The organism is Intestinibacillus sp. NTUH-41-i26, assembly GCF_032769475.1.
GTDB classification, from domain to species: domain Bacteria; phylum Bacillota; class Clostridia; order Oscillospirales; family Butyricicoccaceae; genus Agathobaculum; species Agathobaculum ammoniilyticum.
The window spans coordinates 666649-684134 of record NZ_CP136477.1 but is presented as its reverse complement, the minus strand read 5'-3'; the positions used below and the strand labels follow the sequence as shown (position 1 = coordinate 684134).

Sequence of the window (17486 nt, the reverse complement as noted above, 5' to 3'; positions counted from 1 at the left end):
TATGATCAAGCAACTGGCGAAACGAGTGCGCGAGTTCAAGAAGGACGCGCTGCTCACCCCGTTTTTCGTGATTTTGGAGGTCGTGATGGAGTCGTCATCCCAACGGTGATGGCCCTGCTGATCGACCGCGGCATTGACGGGGCGATCTCGGCGAGATCTGGAAATGTGGCCTGATTTTGGTCGGCTGCGCCATGCTCGCGCTGGTGTTCGGCGCGCTGGCGGGTACCTATGCGTCGCGCGCCTCGGCGGGTTTTGCGCGGAACCTGCGGCATGATATGTATTATAAGGTGCAGGATTTTTCGTTTTCCAATATCGATAAATTTTCCACAGGCTCGATCGTCACCCGCTTGACGACTGATGTGACCAACGTCCAAAATTCTTTTCAGATGATCACGCGTATCGCGGTGCGTTGCCGTGTCATGCTGGTGTTCTCGCTCGCGATGGCGTTCCGCATCAATGGGCAGGTTGCGTGGGCGTTTCTGGGCGTGCTGCCCGTGCTGCCCGTGCTGGCAATCGGCCTCGGAATTTTAATGAAGATCGTCAGCCCCGTGTTCGCCCGCGTGTTCAAAACCTACGACCGCATGAACACGGTCGTGCAGGAAAACCTGAGCGGCCTCCGCGTGGTCAAGGCGTATGTGCGCGAAGAGCATGAAACGGCAAAGTTCAAGGGCGTTTCCGGCCTGTTCTATAAGGAATTTTCCAAGGTGCAGAAAACCATGGTCTGCGCCAGGCCGCTCATGCAGCTGTGCTTGTATGCGTGCATCCTGCTGATTTCGTGGTTCGGTGCGCGCCTGATCGTCGGCGGCAGCATGACAACCGGCGAACTGACCAGTCGGTTTTCCTATGTTATGCAGATCCTTATGAGCCTGATGATGGTCGCAATGGTCTTCGTGATGATCACGATGAGCCGCGCGTCTGCGCAGCGCATCAGCGAGCTGCTCACCGAAGAAAGCAACCTGCACGATCCGGGAAAGCCGGCCTATGAGGTCAAGAACGACGATGTGTCGTTCGAACGCGTCAGCTTCAGCTATAAAAAGTTTGCACTGCGCGATGTCAATCTGAATATCAAGCTGGGCAGACGATCGTCATACTGGGCGGCACCGGCTCGGCGAAATCATCACTTGTGCAGCTCATCCCGCCTATACGACGTGACCGAGGGCGGCGTCAAGGTGGGCGGCGTTGACGTGCGCGCCTATCATCTGAATACGCTACGCAGCGAGGTTGCAATGGTGCTGCAAAAAAACGTGTTGTTTTCGGGCACCATTAAAGAAAACCTGCGCTGGGGCGATGAGAGTGCTTCGGACGAGGAGCTTCGCCGCGTGTGCAAGCTGGTGCAGGCCGACGAGTTCATCTCCCAGATGCCCGATGGGTACGACACGCATATCGAGCAGGGCGACACCAATGTGTCCGGCGGCCAGAAGCAGCATTGTGCATCGCCCGCGCGCTGCTGAAAAAGCCTAAAATACTGATTCTGGGCGACTCGACCTCGGCGGTTGACACCAAGACCGACGCGCTGATCCGGAAAGCGTTCGCGGAGGAGATTCCGGACACAACCAAAATCATCATCGCGCAGCGCGTGTTGTCCGTGCAGGACGCAGACCAGATCATCGTGATGGACAATAGTCAGATTAACGCGGTCGGCACGCATGACGAGCTGCTCGCTTCAAACACCATTTACCAGGAAGTATATTGCCAGCAGCAGAAAGGAGGCGAGGAATAATGCTGGGACCCATGGGAGGACGCCGCGGCCGGATGGCCGGAGGCAGGAAAGCGAAAAGCCCGAAAAAGGCGCTTTCGCGCATTCTTTCTTATATTAAAACAGGATAACAGCGCAAAATTCTTCACCGTGCTGGTCTGCATCGTGCTTTCCGCGCTGGCAAACGTCGGCGGCTCGATATTCCTGCGCGTGCTGATCGACGATTATATCACGCCGATGCTTGGACAGGCGAGCCCGGTGTTCAGCGGCCTGCTAAAAGCGCTTAGCCTGATGGCATGTGTCTATGTGGTTGGCATTTTGTCGACGTTCTTGTATAACCGCCTGATGGTTTCGATCTCGCAGGGCGTTTTGAAGACCATCCGCGACCAGATGTTCGCGCATATGCAGACGCTGCCCATCCGCTATTTCGATACCAACACGCACAGCGACGTGATGAGCCATTACACCAATGATACCGATACCCTGCAACAGAAGCTCAGCCAATCGGTGCCACAGATGTTTTCTTCGGCCATCACGATCATCGCAGTGCTTGCCGCCATGCTGTTCATCAACGTGTGGCTGACGCTGTTCGTCCTCGTGGGCGTGTTTGTTATGCTGCGGGTGACTGGTAAGATCGGCGGCAATTCCGCTAAATTCTTTTTGGAACAGCAGAAGTCGCTCGGCAAGGTCAACGGCTATATTGAAGAAATGATCGGTGGGCAGAAAGTCGTCAAGGTGTTCTGCCGCGAGGAGAAATGCAAGGAGCAGTTCGACGTACTCAATGAGGAGCTGCGCCAGAATGCGACCAAGGCGAATACCTTCGCCAACATCCTCATGCCGATCATGATGAACATCGGCAACCTTTTATATGTGCTGGTTGCCATGGTCGGCGGTACGCTGGTGCTGACCGGCGTTTCGGGCGGCATCACGCTCGGCGTGATCGCCTCATTTCTCCAACTCACCAAGACATTCACCCAGCCGGTCAGCCAGATCTCGCAGCAGGTAAACTCGATCGTCATGGCGCTGGCGGGCGCGGAGCGCATCTTCGAGCTGATGGATGAGGAACCGGAGGTGGACAACGGCTACGTCACGTTGGTCAACGCTCGCGTGAATGCCGACGGCAGCCTATATGAAACGCCGGAGAAGACCAACATCTGGGCGTGGAAGCATCCGCATGAGGACGGTACAGTCACCTATGAAAAGGTGCGCGGCGACGTGCGCTTTTACGACCTGGCCGACGGCAAGATTCGTTACGACGGCATCAATATTAATAAAATCAAAAAGGCCGATCTGCGGCGCTCGCTCGGCATCGTTTTGCAGGATACCAACCTGTTCACGGGCACAATCCGCGACAATATCCGCTACGGCAACCTGTCCGCGACTGACGAGGAGGTCGAAGCGGCCGCGTCGCTTGCGAACGCGGACGACTTCATCCGCCGCCTGCCCGACGGGTACGACACCGAGATCGGCGGCGACGGCGGCAGTCTTTCGCAGGAGCGCGGCGGCGTCCGATCCGCCGGTCATGATCCTCGACGAAGCGACGAGCAGCATCGACACGCGCACAGAGTCGATCGTGCAGCAGGGAATGTACGGCCGCACGGTGTTCGTCATTGCGCACCGCCTGAGTACCGTGCAGAATGCCGACGTGATCATGGTACTCGAGCTTGGCCGCATCATTGAGCGCAGCAATCACGCTGAACTCATCGCGGAGTACGGCAAATACTATCAGCTCTATACCGGCGCGTTCGAACTGGAATGAGCGCTAAAAAGCTCCCCGAAGGGCGCCTGCCTTTTTGCCGTTTACCGGGCTTCCTCGATATGTCCGGACTGGATCTGGTAGACCACCATCCCGGTAATGCCAGTGCTTGGGTTCCTGCTGTAATCGTACGGCTGCACAATCCCTTCGATTCGGCCGCAGCGCAGAAGCGTGCCCAACGGCGGGTCGCCCTCCCGCTGCACGCGGAGCATCTGTTCCAGAATCAGCGCCTGATCGGCGCCGTAGTAGCTTTCTGCAAACAGCGGTTCTTCCCCAAAATAGGCGGTGTATTCCCTGATAAACTGCTGCTGCCGCCGCGTGAGTACCTCCGCATTGTGGCGCGGGTCGGTATACTGCGCGGCAAAGCGCAGGCCGGTGGCCTGCCCCGCGTTGATGCCGAGCGACTCATAGCCCGCCAGAAAGGACGGTCCCAGAATCGCGCCCGTGTAGCCCGCGTGCCGCAGGCCGGAGATCATGCGCGGCACTTCGGTCGTATCGCCCCAGACCAGCACGCCGTCCGCCTGCTGGGCGACGATGCTGTCAAGCGCCGCCGTGATGCCGCCGTCCTGATCGGTATAGGCGTACAAGTTGCTTTCCAGATGCGTGCACAGCCATCCCAGCAGTTCGCCCCAGGCTGCCGTACCATCTGGCAGCAGGATGGCGAGCGACTCCATGCCCGTCTCCCCGGCATAGGAAAGCAGCGCCGCCACCTCGTCGTCCCGCCCGGCCGTTGTCCGAATAGCCTGCGCGGGCGTGCCCGTGGTCAGCACCGGTATTTCCCGCCCGTCCGCAAGCAGCGCCGCCTGACCTACATTGGTCAGCACGCCGCAATACTGTTCCTGCACAAGCCGTGCACCCACCTTGCGCAGCGAGGGCAGCGAACCGTCTGTTTCAAACAAGCGCATCTCCAGCCCGTTCGCCTGCGACAGCATGAACTCCGCTCCGTTTGCAAACGCCGCCGCGCGCAGCGGATCGCCGCCCGGTGCGACCACGACCGCAACCCGCTGTACCGGCTTGGCACAGGTTTTCGCCGCCAGCAGGATCAGTACGGTCGCCGCCAGCAGGCAGGCAGCGGCGCGCAGACGGCCCGCGCGCCCGGCCGTCACGGGTTTTCCGCGCCGCCGCTGTGCGCCGCGCGGTACTCCGATGGAGACATGCCGATATGCCGCTTAAAGATCGTGCTGAAATAGGTCGGATTTTCATAGCCGCATTGGTAGCTGACCTCATAGGAGCGATGGTCTCCCGCGCCGAGCAGCCGTTTCGCATGGTCGAGTCGCACCCCGGTCAGGTATCTGATAAAGGACTGCCCCTCGTTCTGCTTAAAAAGCGCGCTGAAATAGTTGGGCGACATGCCGACCGCGCCGGCAACCTCGTCGAGCGTCAAGCCGGACTCGGAGAAATGCCCCTCGATGTACAGCTTGGCGCGCTCGACCACCGTCTTGCTTGCGTCGTGGCTGTCGTCCAGAAAATCGCAGATCTCCGCGATGAACTCGTAAAGCTGGTTCATCATGCCGCTGAGTGTCTGGCACGCGAGAATGCGCTTGTACGCGCCGGTCGAATCCTCCATGATCTCCTGAAGCGGGCAGTGGATATCGGCCAGCAGCTTCATGATCTCGCCATAGACAAAGCTGACCATCATGCGGGTGTATAAAAACGAGTTGTGCCGTGTTTTCCGGATATCCTGCTCGATGGCGTCAAATTCCCTGCGGATGGCCTCTTTGTCAAAGGTCGCTATCGTACGCACCACGCGGCTCACGTCGAACGTATCGGGCAGCCCCGCCGCCTGCTTGTCGGCTTCAGGCTCGACATCCTGATTGACGCCTACGAGAAACGCGCGCTCCAATGTCTGCATTGCCATGTCATAAGCTTCGGGACAGCGGTCGATGGACGGGAATACGGCGGAAACCGCGGTCGTATAATCATGCCCGGTGATCGACATGCGCAGCCTGCGGATATACGAGCGCGCGGCAAAAGCGACATCCGCCTCCGCTTTGCCGTAAAACAGCAGCAGGTACCGCCCGTTGCTCTCCTCAATGACCTGCATCCCGCTTTCGTCGGCCTGCTCAAGCATGACCGCCTCCAGTTCCTGCGTCAACCGGAATATTTCCTCTTCCGGCATACCGCCGGTGAGATGGTCAAACCGGTCGAGCTGCAAAAGCCCGCACAGGCAGAACGCGCTTTCCGCAAGCGTCTGCGGCAGTTCCTCCAAAAACTGCCGGCTGCTGATGCGGCGGCGCACATAACGCAGGATCTTACCGTGCAGCGCGAGCTGGCTATCCTCCTGGATGCGGCGGCGCAGCTCCTCGACCTCGTTTTCCCGGTGGAACTGGGCGTCCAGCTCGTCTTTAATGCCGCGCAGCGTGCGGCACATCGCGGGAACGTCGACCGGCTTCATCACATAATCGGATACGCCGAGCTTGACCGCGGTCTGCGCGTATTCAAACTCGCTGTATCCCGACAGGATGACGACGCGCGTTTGCAGCCCGCTGCCGCGTATCCTGCGGATCAGCTCGATGCCGTCCAGATACGGCATTCGGATATCGGTGAGCACGATTTCGGGATGGCACCGCTCGATGAGCGTCCACGCCTCGACGCCGTTTGCCGCCTGTCCGGCGAGCGAAAGGCCAAGCGTATCCCACGGGATAGCCTTGCAAAGTCCCTCACGGATGATCTGTTCATCGTCTGCTACCATTACCTGATACATCGGTCATTCCTCCAAAAAACGGTTGATGCGGATGGTGATCGACGTGCCGATCCCCTCTTCGCTTTGTATGCGGAAGCTGAACCTGCCGCGCGTCAGCGCCCGGATGCGGTCGTAAACGTTAAGCATGCCGAAGCTCTCAGCGCGCTTGCCGCCCGTCCGCTCGAGCGCGTTTTGCAGCGCGCGGAGCTTGTCCGGCGGCATGCCCACGCCGTTGTCCAGAATTTCAAACAGCACACCGTCCTCCACGCCCAGCACGTTGACGAACAGCATGCATTTGTGCTGGCAGGTTTTAATGCCGTGATACAGCGCGTTTTCGACCAGCGGCTGCAAAATCAGCTTGGGCACCGCGCACGACTCGACCGCCGGATCGACATACAGCATATAATCGAACTGCTGGGCATAGCGCATCTTCTGGATGGTCAGATAGCTGCGCACGTGCCGAGCCTCCTCGGCGACCGTGATGATATCGCGCCCGCGGCTGAGACCGGTGCGGAAAAAGGTGGTCAGCGCCTGCACCATTTCAACGACGGACTGGTTTTTGCCGTCGCGCGACAGCCATGCGATCGAGTCGAGCGTGTTATATAGGAAATGCGGGTTGATCTGCGCCTGCATCGCCTTAAATTCTGCCATGCGGAGCTGTTCCTGCTCCTCCTTAACCGCTTCCATCAGGCTGCCGATGCGCTCGGACATGCTTTGCATGTTTTTGGATAGCTCGCCGATCTCGTCATCCCGCACGGCTTCGAGCGGCTCGCCGAAGCGGCCGTCCCGCACCGAGCGGACATAGGCGATCATCTCGCGGATGGGGCGCAGCTCATAATCGCGAAGCCGCCCCGAAACCGCGATGTTGCACAGCAGCGCAAACCCTGCAATGAGCAAAATGCTCATCAGGATCAGCTTGCCGTTCTGCCGCAGAAAGCTTTTGGGCACCACGCCCGCGATCACCCAGTTGCTGCCCTGCATGCGCTGGAACAGCAGGATGTCCCGCTTGTTGTCCACCACGCGCAGGTCGGTGCCGATCGCCGTGCGGCCGGATACTTCAAGCGTCGAGCGCACGGCCTCGCTTTCCCCATCGACCACCGCGCTCATCAGCTCGTTCTGCGCGTTGAGGAGCAGCACGCTGCCCTCGCGCCCGATGTTGACGTCAAGCATCGAGCGCAGCGTGTCCTGTCGCACTTCGACCAGCACCACGCCGTTCGGCCGCCCGGTCGCGGCATCATTAAGCGCCGCGGCGACTGCCAGCACGCCTCCATCCCGGTTGTCGAGCACGAGCGAACCATGCTCCGAGACGAACCACTCGTCATACGTGCGGTTTTTGATGCGCTCGTAGTCCTCATCCGACAATAACGGCTCGTTCCGCAGGGGATAATAGCGTGATTTTGCCCGCACGCCGCTGTCTGTGCGCACATAAATCGCCTCGATGTCGGTGCGGAACTCGTTGATCGCGCGCAGGCGGTCCTCGATCGTTTGCACCGCCTGTTCGGAGGAAAAAGCGGCGTTTTGCTGCGTTGCCTGCTCGATAAACTTGTCGTTATCCACCAGGCGCGAGATATAGACCATATCGGTCAGCAGGCTGTCCATATCGCCGGACACTTTTTCGACGATCTGCGTGCTCGATTGCAGCGCCATATCGCTGATATGTGCCACTGAGATCGCGTAAACTGAAAAACCTACCAGAGTCAGCGGCACGGCCATCAGCAGCGTGAAGTATAAAAACAGACGGTTGCCCAGCGAATGCAAAAACATACCCTTGATCTTTTCCTTCATACTTCCACCTGCCCGCACCCTGTTTGGGTTTTATTATCGCATGATGTGCGATCTTCCGTCAATGTCAATAAGCGGAAGCCCTGCAGACTGGCACGCCGACAGGGCTTCCGCTCCGTAGAGAGAAAAGAAAAAATTTATTTGACCGCCTTGAGGAACATGCGCTGATAGGTCAGCACGCCCGAGGCGCTCGCGAAACGCGAAAGGTAGCTGGGCGGCGCGGTAACGACCACGCGGTGGATCATATCCTCAAACTCAGGTTCCATCAGCATTTTGTCGATATGGGGATAGATCATCTCGCCGCCCATCGAGCAGATGATCAAGCGGCTCGTCGGCAGGTTGGAATTTCGCAACACGCGCAGCGCGTGGCGGGTGGCATCCAGGCCGTCCGCGCCCTCTTCGTTCAGCGCGTTGCGGTAGGTGAGCGTCCAGCGCGCCTTATCCACCACCTTGCCAAGCGGCCCCGCCGCCTCGGCGGGCGACAGCATATCCTCGGCTGTCATCAACTCGCGCATCTTTTCTGCAAGCGCGATATCGCCCGTGGCTTCGTAATCGGCCATCAAGCCGCGCAGGGCGTAGGTGACGTTGAAGCGCTGCTTGATAAAGGTATTGATGAAATAAGGCTTGGCCTGCAAAGCGAGCGCGATCTGGTGCGGCTCGAACATCAGGGTGAAGTTGGTGCGATAGCCCTTCTGCCACAGGTGGTACGCCAGATTGTGCCCATAGAAATTGGTTTCTACCGTGCCGTCCTCAAAGCCCTTCTGGAAACTGCCGCCGACCAGCGCGGGCGCGTCATCTTTGGCGAGCGGCCCGGTGTGCGGCACTTTGACAACCAGACGGTACGGCGTCAAAATCTCCTCAAAACGGACGATCTCCTCAAGGATCTCGCTTTCGGAGGCAAACGGATTATCAACCTCGACGCTGATATCCACGCCCGGCCCGAGGATCTTACAAAGCTCCTCCATGACCTCGTATCGATCCTTAAACTTATTTCCCACATTGGCCTTGGGGTTATTGATGAAGCTGTCGTAAATGATTGCGGGATTGCAGGTCAGGTTGGCGATAAAGTCCTTGATGGGCTCAACCTCGTAGGGGTTAGCGCTGTCCGCCGAGTACAGCACCCGCGTCGGGCGTTTCACGCCGTTTTCGCCATAAGAAATATCGCGCGTTAGATCGACCTGCGCCGAGCCGCCCGCGCCGTAGCGGAACTCCGGCCGGAAACCCGCGGGCAGTACGCCCTCTGGCACCTTGAACGTGTCGATAACCTTGGAAAACTCATCCGTCACGCCGAGCGCGGACACGCTCCCTGTCAGCAGCGAAATGTCCCCCGCCGGCACCTCGAGCTGACGGATGCGCTTCCACGCGTCCTCGCCGAGTCCGCTTTGTAGCTGCAGCTTTCCCGCTGCGTGCAGCGCGTCCAATGTCACTTTCATGTCTTTCACAGAAATCATACTGTTCTCTCCTTTTGCCGGTCTTTCCGTGTTTCTATACTTTGATGATACCGGATGTCCCGCGCTGTCTCAATTCAAATTGTTTTCACTTTTTCACGAATCCGTTTCACATTTTAACGTTTCTGATCGCGGATGGTCGACAGGATGACCGCCACGACAATGATCGCGCCTTTGAGCATCAGCTGCGGATAATTCGGCACATTCATGAGATCCAGGATGTTGTTGATAATACCCAAGATAAACACGCCGATGACCACGCCGGAAACATTGCCCGACCCGCCCGAAAAGCTGACGCCGCCGATGACGACCGAGGCGATCGCGTCCATGTCCAGCCCCTCGCCGCTGTTCGGCGCGCCCACGCCGAGGCGAGCGGTCAGCAGAATGCCGCCGAGCGCGCAGCAGAACGCCGAGAATGCGTAAGGGAACACCTTCCATTTGGCGACGTTGATGCCGCTGAGCTTTACCGCCTCTTCATTGCCGCCGAGCGAATACAAGATGCGGCCGACTACGGTAAAGCGCATCAGCAGAAACGTCACGGCGATCATCAGCAGCCAGACAAGGCAGATGACCGGCACAGGGCCGAGCGTTCCCGAGCCCAGCCAGAACATGAAGTCCGCACCCAGCGTCGCTTTCCACGAGATCGGCACGGCCTGCGTGTACCAGTAGGCCACGCCGCGCGCGAAGCTCATCATGCCGAGTGTGACGATAAAGGGCGCGATGCGCAGACGCGCCACGATCAGGCCGTTAAAGCAGCCGATCAGCGTGCAAATCAGCATGGTCGCCAGAATGGCGATGCCAACCGGCAGATTCTGCATAAAGCCCGCCACCAGCACGCCTGACACCGCGACGACCGAGCCAACGCCCAGATCGATGCCGCCTGTCAGAATGACGACGAACATACCCATAGCGACGACCATATTGAGCGCGACCTGCACCACCAGGTTGGACGCGTTCGGTTTGGACAGGAATACCGGCGAAATACAAGACGCGATCACGATCATCAGCAGCAAAACGACGAGCGGGATGGCCTGTTCCTTAAAATATCTCTTGACGCCCTGAAAAGCCGTATTCTTCTTTGGCGCCGCCTGCACTGTTTTTTTCACTCATGCCGTTTCACTCCTATACATCAGACTGAGGATATGCTCGCTGTCCTCCAAATGGTCCTTGACCTCGCCGACGATGCGGCCGCCGCGCATGACGAGCAGGCGGCTGCAAATGCCCTGCACCTCTTCGATTTCGGACGAAATGACCAGAATGGACATGCCCGCCTTACGCAGGTTTTCGAGCAGCGCATAGATCTCGGATTTTGCGCCCACATCGATACCCTGCGTCGGCTCATCAAATATCAAAATTTCCGGATGTGCGGCGATCGCCTTGGCGACCACCACCTTTTGCTGGTTGCCGCCCGACAGCGTGTTTACTGGGCTTTCGATCGTGTCCGACTTGATGCGCAACTCTTCGCGGAGCGTTTCGATATAGTCCCGCTCCTGTTGCCCGCGGATAATGCCGCCCCTCGCCATGCGGCCGAAATTTGACAGCGTCACGTTTTCGCGGATCGAACGGATGAGTACAAGCGCTTCGCCCTTGCGGTCCTCGGGCGCAAGGAACATGCCGTGCCGGACCGCGTCGACCGGCGAGCGCATTTTGACCGGCTTGCCGCCGACCTCGATCACACCGCTTTTCAGCTTATCGAGCCCATACAGCGCGCGCACCATCTCAGTGCGGCCGCTGCCAACCAGCCCTGCCACGCCCAAAATCTCGCCTTTGTGGAGCTGGAAAGAGATGTCGGAAACCTTGTCGGTCGTCACCCCCTTGGCTTCGAGCACAACCTCGTCGGAGCGCTCAAGCGTCTTTTCGGGGAACATTGCGTCCACCCGCCGGCCGAGCATATGTACAATCAGGTCGGCCTTGGTCAGGTGGACGTTGTCCAGAACGGTGATCATCGCGCCGTCGCGCATGACCGCGATGCGGTCGCACAAACGAAACAGCTCCTCCAGCCGGTGCGAAATATAAATCATCGTGGTGCCCTTTTTCTTCAGCACCTCGATCAGGTGGAACAGGATGGTGACCTCCTGGTCGGACAGCACGGCGGTTGGCTCGTCCAGAATGAGCAGCTTGGGCTCGCGCTGCAGCACCTTGGCAACCGCGACCAACTGCCGGTTGGCGACGTTGAGCGTCCCCACCTTGGCGCGCGCGTCGATCGGGATGCCGTATTCGGCGAGCAGCGCCTCGGTGCGGGCAAAAAGCTGCCTCCATTTGACTACGCCGTTCATGAGCTTCTCGCCCAGATAGATGTTTTCGGCCACGGTCAGATCGGGCACCAGCTCAGCCTGCTGGTACACCTGCGCAATACCCAGCCTTTTGGCTGTGATCGTGTCGCGGTAGTCCTCCTTCCGGCCCTCGAACCAGACCTCGCCGCTGTCCTTCGCGTAAGCGCCGGTCAGTATTTTCATCAGCGTGGATTTGCCCGCTCCGTTCTCTCCGGCAAGCGCGATCATTTCACCCTCGCGGATGGACAGCGACACCTCTTTGAGTGCGTGCACCGCGCCAAACCGTTTATCAATGTTTTTCAGCTCCAATATCGGCTTCATAGGCGTTTATCCTTTCTGTTTTTTCCCCGGATGCTGGGAGCACCCTGCTGGGAAACCCGGCAAGGTGCTCCAAAACAGGTGTTTCACGGGATCAGAAACCTTCAAATCCTTCACAGTTTTCCGGGGTGAGAAGCTCGGGCTGCATGGCCATCAGTTTGGAAGCAGGTACCTGCGAGGGGTCGTTGAGCAGGTTGACGATGGTGCGCGCAGCGACCTCGCCGACTACGATCGGGCTGTTGACGCCAAGCGCCTTGATCGAGCCGCCGGCCTGCATGATCTCAACCGCGGCCTTGGAGCCGTCAACCGCGCCCATGATGACGCTCTCATCACGGCCCTGCCGCTTGGCAGCGGCGTAAGCGCCGACAACATGCGCGTCACAGGTGCCGATAATGCATTTCAGGTTCGGGTTTGCGACCAGCATGTTTTCCGCGGTCTCCATGCCGGACTGTTCGGAATAATCGCCCGCATATAGAAACGATACTTCCTTGAGGCGGCCCTCAGTGTCGACCGCGGCGATCGCGTCGCGCGCGCCCTTGTTGCGGTTGGAGGCGATATAGTTGCCCTCGGTACCGCCGATAATGCCGAACTCTACCTCGCCCTCATTGTTCGCGAGCATCTGCTTGGCCAGTTCCTCGCCGACCAGATAGCCAAGCTGGTACGCGTCGGTGATGCAGGCGGACAGGTACTGCGCGCCCTCATCAGGCGGTAGGTCGACCGAGATGACCGGGATGCCCGCGTCGAACGCCTTGTTCAGCGCGATATTGACAGCCTCCTGCGGGTCGGCAGGGTTGACAATGATCGCGTCCACGCCCTGCGCGATAAAGTTTTCGATCTGGGAGACCTGCTTGGTCGCGTCGCTCTCGCAGTCGGCCAGCAGCGCCTTCCCGCCCATGGCTTCGACCTCCGCCTTGCAGGTGTCGGCCAGCGATTTAAAGAAGCCAGTATTCACATTCAGCATCGCAAGGCCGATGGTGTATTCCTTATTCGCCTTGGGCTGGGGCAGCGCGTTGATATCGATGTAGGTCTGGTCGATCGGGATGCTTTTATAGATCGCGCCGAGGTCCATGTCTGTGGACGCGCCCGCGTCCGGCTGTTGGGCGTCGCCGCTCTGTAGCTGCTGCTGTCCGCTGTTGCTGCAGCCCGCGAGCATCGCGGTCATCAAAGCGCCCGCCGTCAATGCGGCAAAGAACCGTTTCATGCTGTTTTTCATAATGCTATCCTCCACTCTTTCTATTTCTGCGTTTTTCTCATACGATGATCGCCGTCGGGCGGATCGGGGAGCCGGAACCGTTTTTGATTTTGAGCGGCAGCGCGGCGAAATAGCACCGCGTCGGCAGCTGATCGAGGTTATGCAGCATCTCCATAATGAAGATCTCGTTCGGCAGCCAGTAGTTCTGGTGCCCAAAGGACTTCATCTCGTAGCCGTTCTGCACCGGCGTGTCGCAGGCGATGGTGTCCGAACCCACAGCTCTCACCTTGCGGTCGGCAAAGAGTTTTACCGCGTCTTCATCAAACCCGGGTTCGTTCGTTGCATAGTATTTCCACTCTTTGTCGAGTTTCCAATACTGCTGCCATCCAAAGTTCAAAAGGACGATATCGCCCTCTGCCGCGCGGTCTCCCATCTGTTCCTCGATCTGCAAAATCTGCGCCGCCGTGATGCGCTGTCCGGGCTTCGCGTCCAGCGGCCGGAGGTCGTAAACGATGGCCGGCGCGAACAGCATGTTCACCGGATACGTGTCGACCGTGCGGTCCATCATGGAAGAAATGATGTGCGCCGGCACATCGACGTGCGCGCCCGAGTGCTCGCCAAGCACCAGGGTTTGGCAATAATAATGGTCGTGCTCGTGCGTGACCGTTGGGTCGACGATCACCGGCGGATGCGTCGGCCACTTGGGCATATTGTGCTCGATCGTCGGGGACAGGTCGATAAACCGCGCCTCCGCGAGTAGCCGTGTGAGCTGCCCCAAGCGTTCCTCCATAAAAAATCCTCCTTTGCGGGTGATACGCTTCTCTGAAGTGTCTCTATTGTACCAACCGCGCAGGAGGATGCAAATTAAATTTTCTATCGCGCCATTTAAGATTTCTACGATTGCCCATTTTCCTGTTTGCGGTATTCGGAGGGGGAAACGCCCACGTAGCGTTTAAAAATGGTGCTGAAATAAGTGGAATTGTCATAGCCGCACATGTAGGCCACCTCGTAGGAGCGGTAGTCCCCCGAGCGGAGCAGGCGCTGGGCGTGGGTCAGACGGGTCTCGGTCAGATAGCCGACGAACGACTGGTTTGCGTTCTGCTTGAACAGCGCGCTCAAATAGGTCGGCGAAATGCCGACCGCTGCGGCCACCAGATCGAGCGAAAGCTTGGAATTTCCATAGTGTTCTTCGATATAGACCTTAGCCCGCTCGACCGCGTCCTGATTGCCGCCCACGTTTTCCTCCAGAAAATCGCACACCAGATCGAGTACGCGCATCAGCTCCCGCATCATGCTGTCGAGCGACTGGCAGGCCATCAGCCGCCGGTATGCGGCCATGGGTTCGGGCAAAATGCTCTGCACTGGGCAGCGCATCTCACCCAAAAGCCTGATGGTTTCGCCATATACAAAGCTGACCAGCATGCTGGTATACAGATAGGAATTGTGCGAGGTTTTGCGGATATTTTCCGCGATCCCTGTCAGCGCGTGATGGATCTCCTCCTTGTGGAAGCCAGACAGCGTCTTGATGATGTTCCGCATATCGATCCCCTCGGGCAGCGGCGAGGCGAACCCCTGCCCCAGCGCCTCTCCCGCTTGAATGTCCTGCCCGGTGCCGAGCAGGAACACCCTGTCCATACAGCGGCGCGTTTCCTCATACGCCTGCCGGCACAGCGCAACGCCGCCCCGCAGGATCGAGGAGGCGATCGTCGTATAGGCGGCCTGCACGCCCGTCGCACGCAGGCGGCGGACATAGGAGCGGATATGGAAGCGCAGTTCTTCCTCCAGCTCGCTGACGAACAGGACGAAATAACGCCCGTTGTCATTTTCTACAATGCGCATATCATCGTTGCTCTGCGCAATCATCGCGGTTTCCAGCTCCTGTGTGAACGAGAAGATCGTCTCCTCGTCCATGTCGCCGGTCAGCCGGTCGAAATCGTCCATCTGTACGAGTACGCCCGCGCAGAACGGCGCGTCCCGCCAGCGGGAGGGCAGGTTTTCCGCCAGCTCGCCCACGCTCGCGCGCCCCGCGAAGAACCGCCCCAGCAGGCGCTGCTGCTGCAAGACCCGTTCTTCCTGCACCTGCTGCTGTAATTGGTCGATCTCATCCTGCCGGCTGCGCTCCGCATCCAGCTCCTGCCGCAGGCGGGTAAGCACGCCGCACAGCGGCGGCAGCTCGACCGGCTTGAGAAGATAATCGCTGACGCCGAGCTGCAAAGCCGTGCGCGCATAAGTAAACTCGCCGTGCCCGGTCAGGATCAGCAGCTTGCAGTCCGGATTCTGCTCGCGCAGGGCGCGGATGAGGTCCAGCCCGTCCATACGCGGCATACGGATATCGGTGATGACGATGTCCGGCTGCTCTTTCTTCGCCAGCGCGAGCGCCTGCGCGCCGTCCTCCGCCACCGCGGCCAGCGTAAGCCCGAGCGTGTCCCACGGCACCGCGCGCCGCACGCCCTCCCGGATAATCTCTTCATCATCTGCCAGCAGAACTCGGTACATTACTCATCCCTCCCAATGTTTTTGGCAGCCGCAGCCGGACCGAGGTGCCGAACCCCGGCTCGCTGACCACTGAAATGCCGTATTCCTCGCCTGCCAGAATGTGGATGCGGTCGTTCACATTGCACATGCCGTAGCTCTCCGCGCGGATGTCCCCGCAATGCGCCAGTGCTTTGCCAAGCGCCTGAAGCTTGCTCTCGGACATGCCCACGCCGTCGTCCCGCACCTCCATCACCAGATCGCCGCCCTCCGAAAGGACGTTTACGAACAGCCTGCATTTGCGCGCGGCCGGCTTGATGCCGTGGTACAGCGCATTTTCCACGATCGGCTGGAGCAGCAGCTTAGGCACCATGCAGCCGCACACGCCGCCGTCCAGATATACCGAATAGTCAAAGATCTTGCTGTACCGGATCTTTTGGATGGTCAGATAGCTCTGTACATGCTGCACCTCGTTTTCAACCGGGATCAGATCGTTCCCGCGGCTCAGGCCGATGCGGAAAAAAGCTGGTCAGCGCGGCGACCATCTCGCTCGCCCGGTCGTTTTCACCCGCCCATATCAGCCAGTTCAGGGAATCGAGCGTATTATAGAGGAAATGCGGGTTGATCTGCGCCTGCAGCGCCTTATATTCGGCCCAGCGCAGCCGCTCCTGCTCCTGCTGCACAGTCACAAGCAGGTTTTGGATGTGTCCGGTCATGTTTTTCATGCTGACCGCGAGCGCGCCGACCTCATCCTCCCGCACAATGTCCAGTCCGGCGGAGAAATCCCCGGTCTCCACCTTTTTCACATACTGCATCATTGCCTTGATCGGCCGCAGTTCATAGGCGCGCAGCCAGCGCGACACCGCGATATTGATGAGAAACGCGAACAGGCCGATCCACAAAACGGTTTGCAGGATGTGTCGGCTGTCCTCGCGCAAAAAGTCCTTGTAGACCAGCCCCGCCACCGTCCACCCGCTCGCGGGCAGGCGGCTACACAGCACAAAAAAGTCCTTTTTATCGCGCACCTCAAGCTTACTGCCGATCACTTCCCCCTGCACGAGTTCTGTCACAAGCGACTGCTGCTCGCTGTCTTCCATGAGCGCGGAGAGCACGCCGCCGTCCCGCCCGAGCAGGAACACATTGCTGTTTTCGCCCAGATCGACCCGCATCATGCGCTTGATGGCCGCGAGCTTAATCTCCACCACGATAACGCCGCACGGCTGCCCTGTCTGCGGATGGCTGATGGAGGAGATCGCGCTCAAAACGCCGTCTCCCATGTTGTCCACAATCATCGAGCCGTCTGGGCAGTTGACCCACTGGGTCGCCGCGTGGTCTCGCGCCAGCTGGTACAGCTCCTCCGACATGCCCGAGGTTTCACGCACCGAATAGTAACGCGATTTGGCGGTCACGCCGTTATCCAGCACCAGATAGGCGCCGCTCGTCATATCGTAGTACGCGCCGAGCCGCTTGAGCTGCATGCCAAGCGCTGTTTGAAGCTGCTCTCGCTCCTCTTCGTTCGACGGCTGGCGCATCAGGCACTCCCGCACCGCAGAATCCGCCGCGATCATTGAGGAAAGATCGTCCGCGTCCGCAATCATCTGGTCCAGGTCGAGCGAAACATTATTCATGATCTGCGTGGACAAACGCAGTGCGCCTCTGCTCATGCGCGTGTCGGACACATGGTAGATCACCCAGCCGGCGGCCGCCAGCGGGATCATCATAAGCAGTGTGAAATAGAGCAGCAGCCTTCGCCCCAGCGAGTGCCGGAAAAAGCACCGAAGTCGTCCCATGTGTGGCCTCCCATCTAAAACGACACAAGACCGGACCGCAGTTTTACGGTTCGGTCTATAGTCTTTTCTTGCTTTA

11 protein-coding genes and 2 pseudogenes are annotated in these 17486 nt (G+C 59.0%); 2 read left to right on the top strand and 11 right to left on the bottom strand.

What is annotated here, in order from left to right:
• Position 1 precedes the first annotated feature (1 nt).
• Positions 2 to 1720, top strand: a pseudogene (locus tag RX717_RS03340) (ABC transporter ATP-binding protein).
• A pseudogene (locus RX717_RS03335) lies at positions 1720 to 3455 on the top strand (ABC transporter ATP-binding protein). Before RX717_RS03340 ends, RX717_RS03335 begins: the two co-directional pseudogenes overlap by 1 nt.
• Positions 3456 to 3496: 41 nt before the next feature.
• Here the strand turns inward: RX717_RS03335 and RX717_RS03330 are convergent.
• The 11 genes from RX717_RS03330 to RX717_RS03280 all read right to left on the bottom strand — a co-directional run bounded on the left by RX717_RS03330 (position 3497) and on the right by RX717_RS03280 (position 17410).
• Positions 3497 to 4558 (bottom strand): ABC transporter substrate-binding protein, encoded by a 1062-nt coding sequence (locus tag RX717_RS03330; protein ID WP_107630962.1) that lies wholly within the window; start codon positions 4556 to 4558, stop codon positions 3497 to 3499.
• Positions 4555 to 6156: a response regulator transcription factor gene (locus RX717_RS03325; RefSeq protein ID WP_107630963.1), complete on the bottom strand. Its 1602-nt coding sequence runs from the start codon at positions 6154 to 6156 to the stop codon at positions 4555 to 4557. The genes RX717_RS03330 and RX717_RS03325 overlap by 4 nt, the downstream gene beginning before the upstream one ends.
• Before the next feature lie 3 nt (positions 6157 to 6159).
• Complete coding sequence (locus RX717_RS03320; RefSeq protein WP_107630964.1) at positions 6160 to 7920, bottom strand: cache domain-containing sensor histidine kinase; 1761 nt, start codon at positions 7918 to 7920, stop codon at positions 6160 to 6162.
• A 134-nt stretch (positions 7921 to 8054) separates the two neighbouring features.
• A complete protein-coding gene (locus RX717_RS03315; protein WP_107630965.1) occupies positions 8055 to 9368 on the bottom strand; it encodes a transaldolase family protein in 1314 nt (437 codons plus the stop codon).
• A gap of 113 nt (positions 9369 to 9481) precedes the next feature.
• Positions 9482 to 10471, bottom strand: a complete 990-nt coding sequence (locus RX717_RS03310; protein ID WP_316960550.1) for an ABC transporter permease — start codon at positions 10469 to 10471, stop codon at positions 9482 to 9484.
• Positions 10472 to 11959 (bottom strand): sugar ABC transporter ATP-binding protein, encoded by a 1488-nt coding sequence (locus RX717_RS03305; protein WP_107630967.1) that lies wholly within the window; start codon positions 11957 to 11959, stop codon positions 10472 to 10474.
• Between the two features lie 91 nt (positions 11960 to 12050).
• Complete coding sequence (locus tag RX717_RS03300) at positions 12051 to 13169, bottom strand: sugar ABC transporter substrate-binding protein (protein ID WP_107630968.1); 1119 nt, start codon at positions 13167 to 13169, stop codon at positions 12051 to 12053.
• 37 nt (positions 13170 to 13206) lie between these two features.
• Positions 13207 to 13938, bottom strand: a complete 732-nt coding sequence (locus RX717_RS03295) for a cyclase family protein (RefSeq protein WP_107630969.1) — start codon at positions 13936 to 13938, stop codon at positions 13207 to 13209.
• 104 nt (positions 13939 to 14042) lie between these two features.
• Positions 14043 to 15644, bottom strand: coding sequence for a response regulator transcription factor (locus tag RX717_RS03290; RefSeq protein WP_107630970.1), 1602 nt, complete (start codon positions 15642 to 15644; stop codon positions 14043 to 14045).
• Complete coding sequence (locus RX717_RS03285) at positions 15619 to 16107, bottom strand: sensor histidine kinase (RefSeq protein ID WP_442908804.1); 489 nt, start codon at positions 16105 to 16107, stop codon at positions 15619 to 15621. Before RX717_RS03285 ends, RX717_RS03290 begins: the two co-directional genes overlap by 26 nt.
• Complete coding sequence (locus tag RX717_RS03280) at positions 16097 to 17410, bottom strand: cache domain-containing sensor histidine kinase (protein ID WP_316960548.1); 1314 nt, start codon at positions 17408 to 17410, stop codon at positions 16097 to 16099. The genes RX717_RS03285 and RX717_RS03280 overlap by 11 nt, the downstream gene beginning before the upstream one ends.
• Between the last annotated feature and the right edge of the window lie 76 nt (positions 17411 to 17486).

Coding starts and splice junctions, on each gene's coding strand:
- RX717_RS03325 (WP_107630963.1), bottom strand. CDS start 6,156: ATGTATCAGGTAATGGTAGCAGACGATGAACAGATCATCCGTGAGGGA.
- RX717_RS03320 (WP_107630964.1), bottom strand. CDS start 7,920: ATGAAGGAAAAGATCAAGGGTATGTTTTTGCATTCGCTGGGCAACCGT.
- RX717_RS03315 (WP_107630965.1), bottom strand. CDS start 9,368: ATGATTTCTGTGAAAGACATGAAAGTGACATTGGACGCGCTGCACGCA.
- RX717_RS03305 (WP_107630967.1), bottom strand. CDS start 11,959: ATGAAGCCGATATTGGAGCTGAAAAACATTGATAAACGGTTTGGCGCG.
- RX717_RS03300 (WP_107630968.1), bottom strand. CDS start 13,169: ATGAAAAACAGCATGAAACGGTTCTTTGCCGCATTGACGGCGGGCGCT.
- RX717_RS03295 (WP_107630969.1), bottom strand. CDS start 13,938: ATGGAGGAACGCTTGGGGCAGCTCACACGGCTACTCGCGGAGGCGCGG.
- RX717_RS03290 (WP_107630970.1), bottom strand. CDS start 15,644: ATGTACCGAGTTCTGCTGGCAGATGATGAAGAGATTATCCGGGAGGGC.
- RX717_RS03280 (WP_316960548.1), bottom strand. CDS start 17,410: ATGGGACGACTTCGGTGCTTTTTCCGGCACTCGCTGGGGCGAAGGCTG.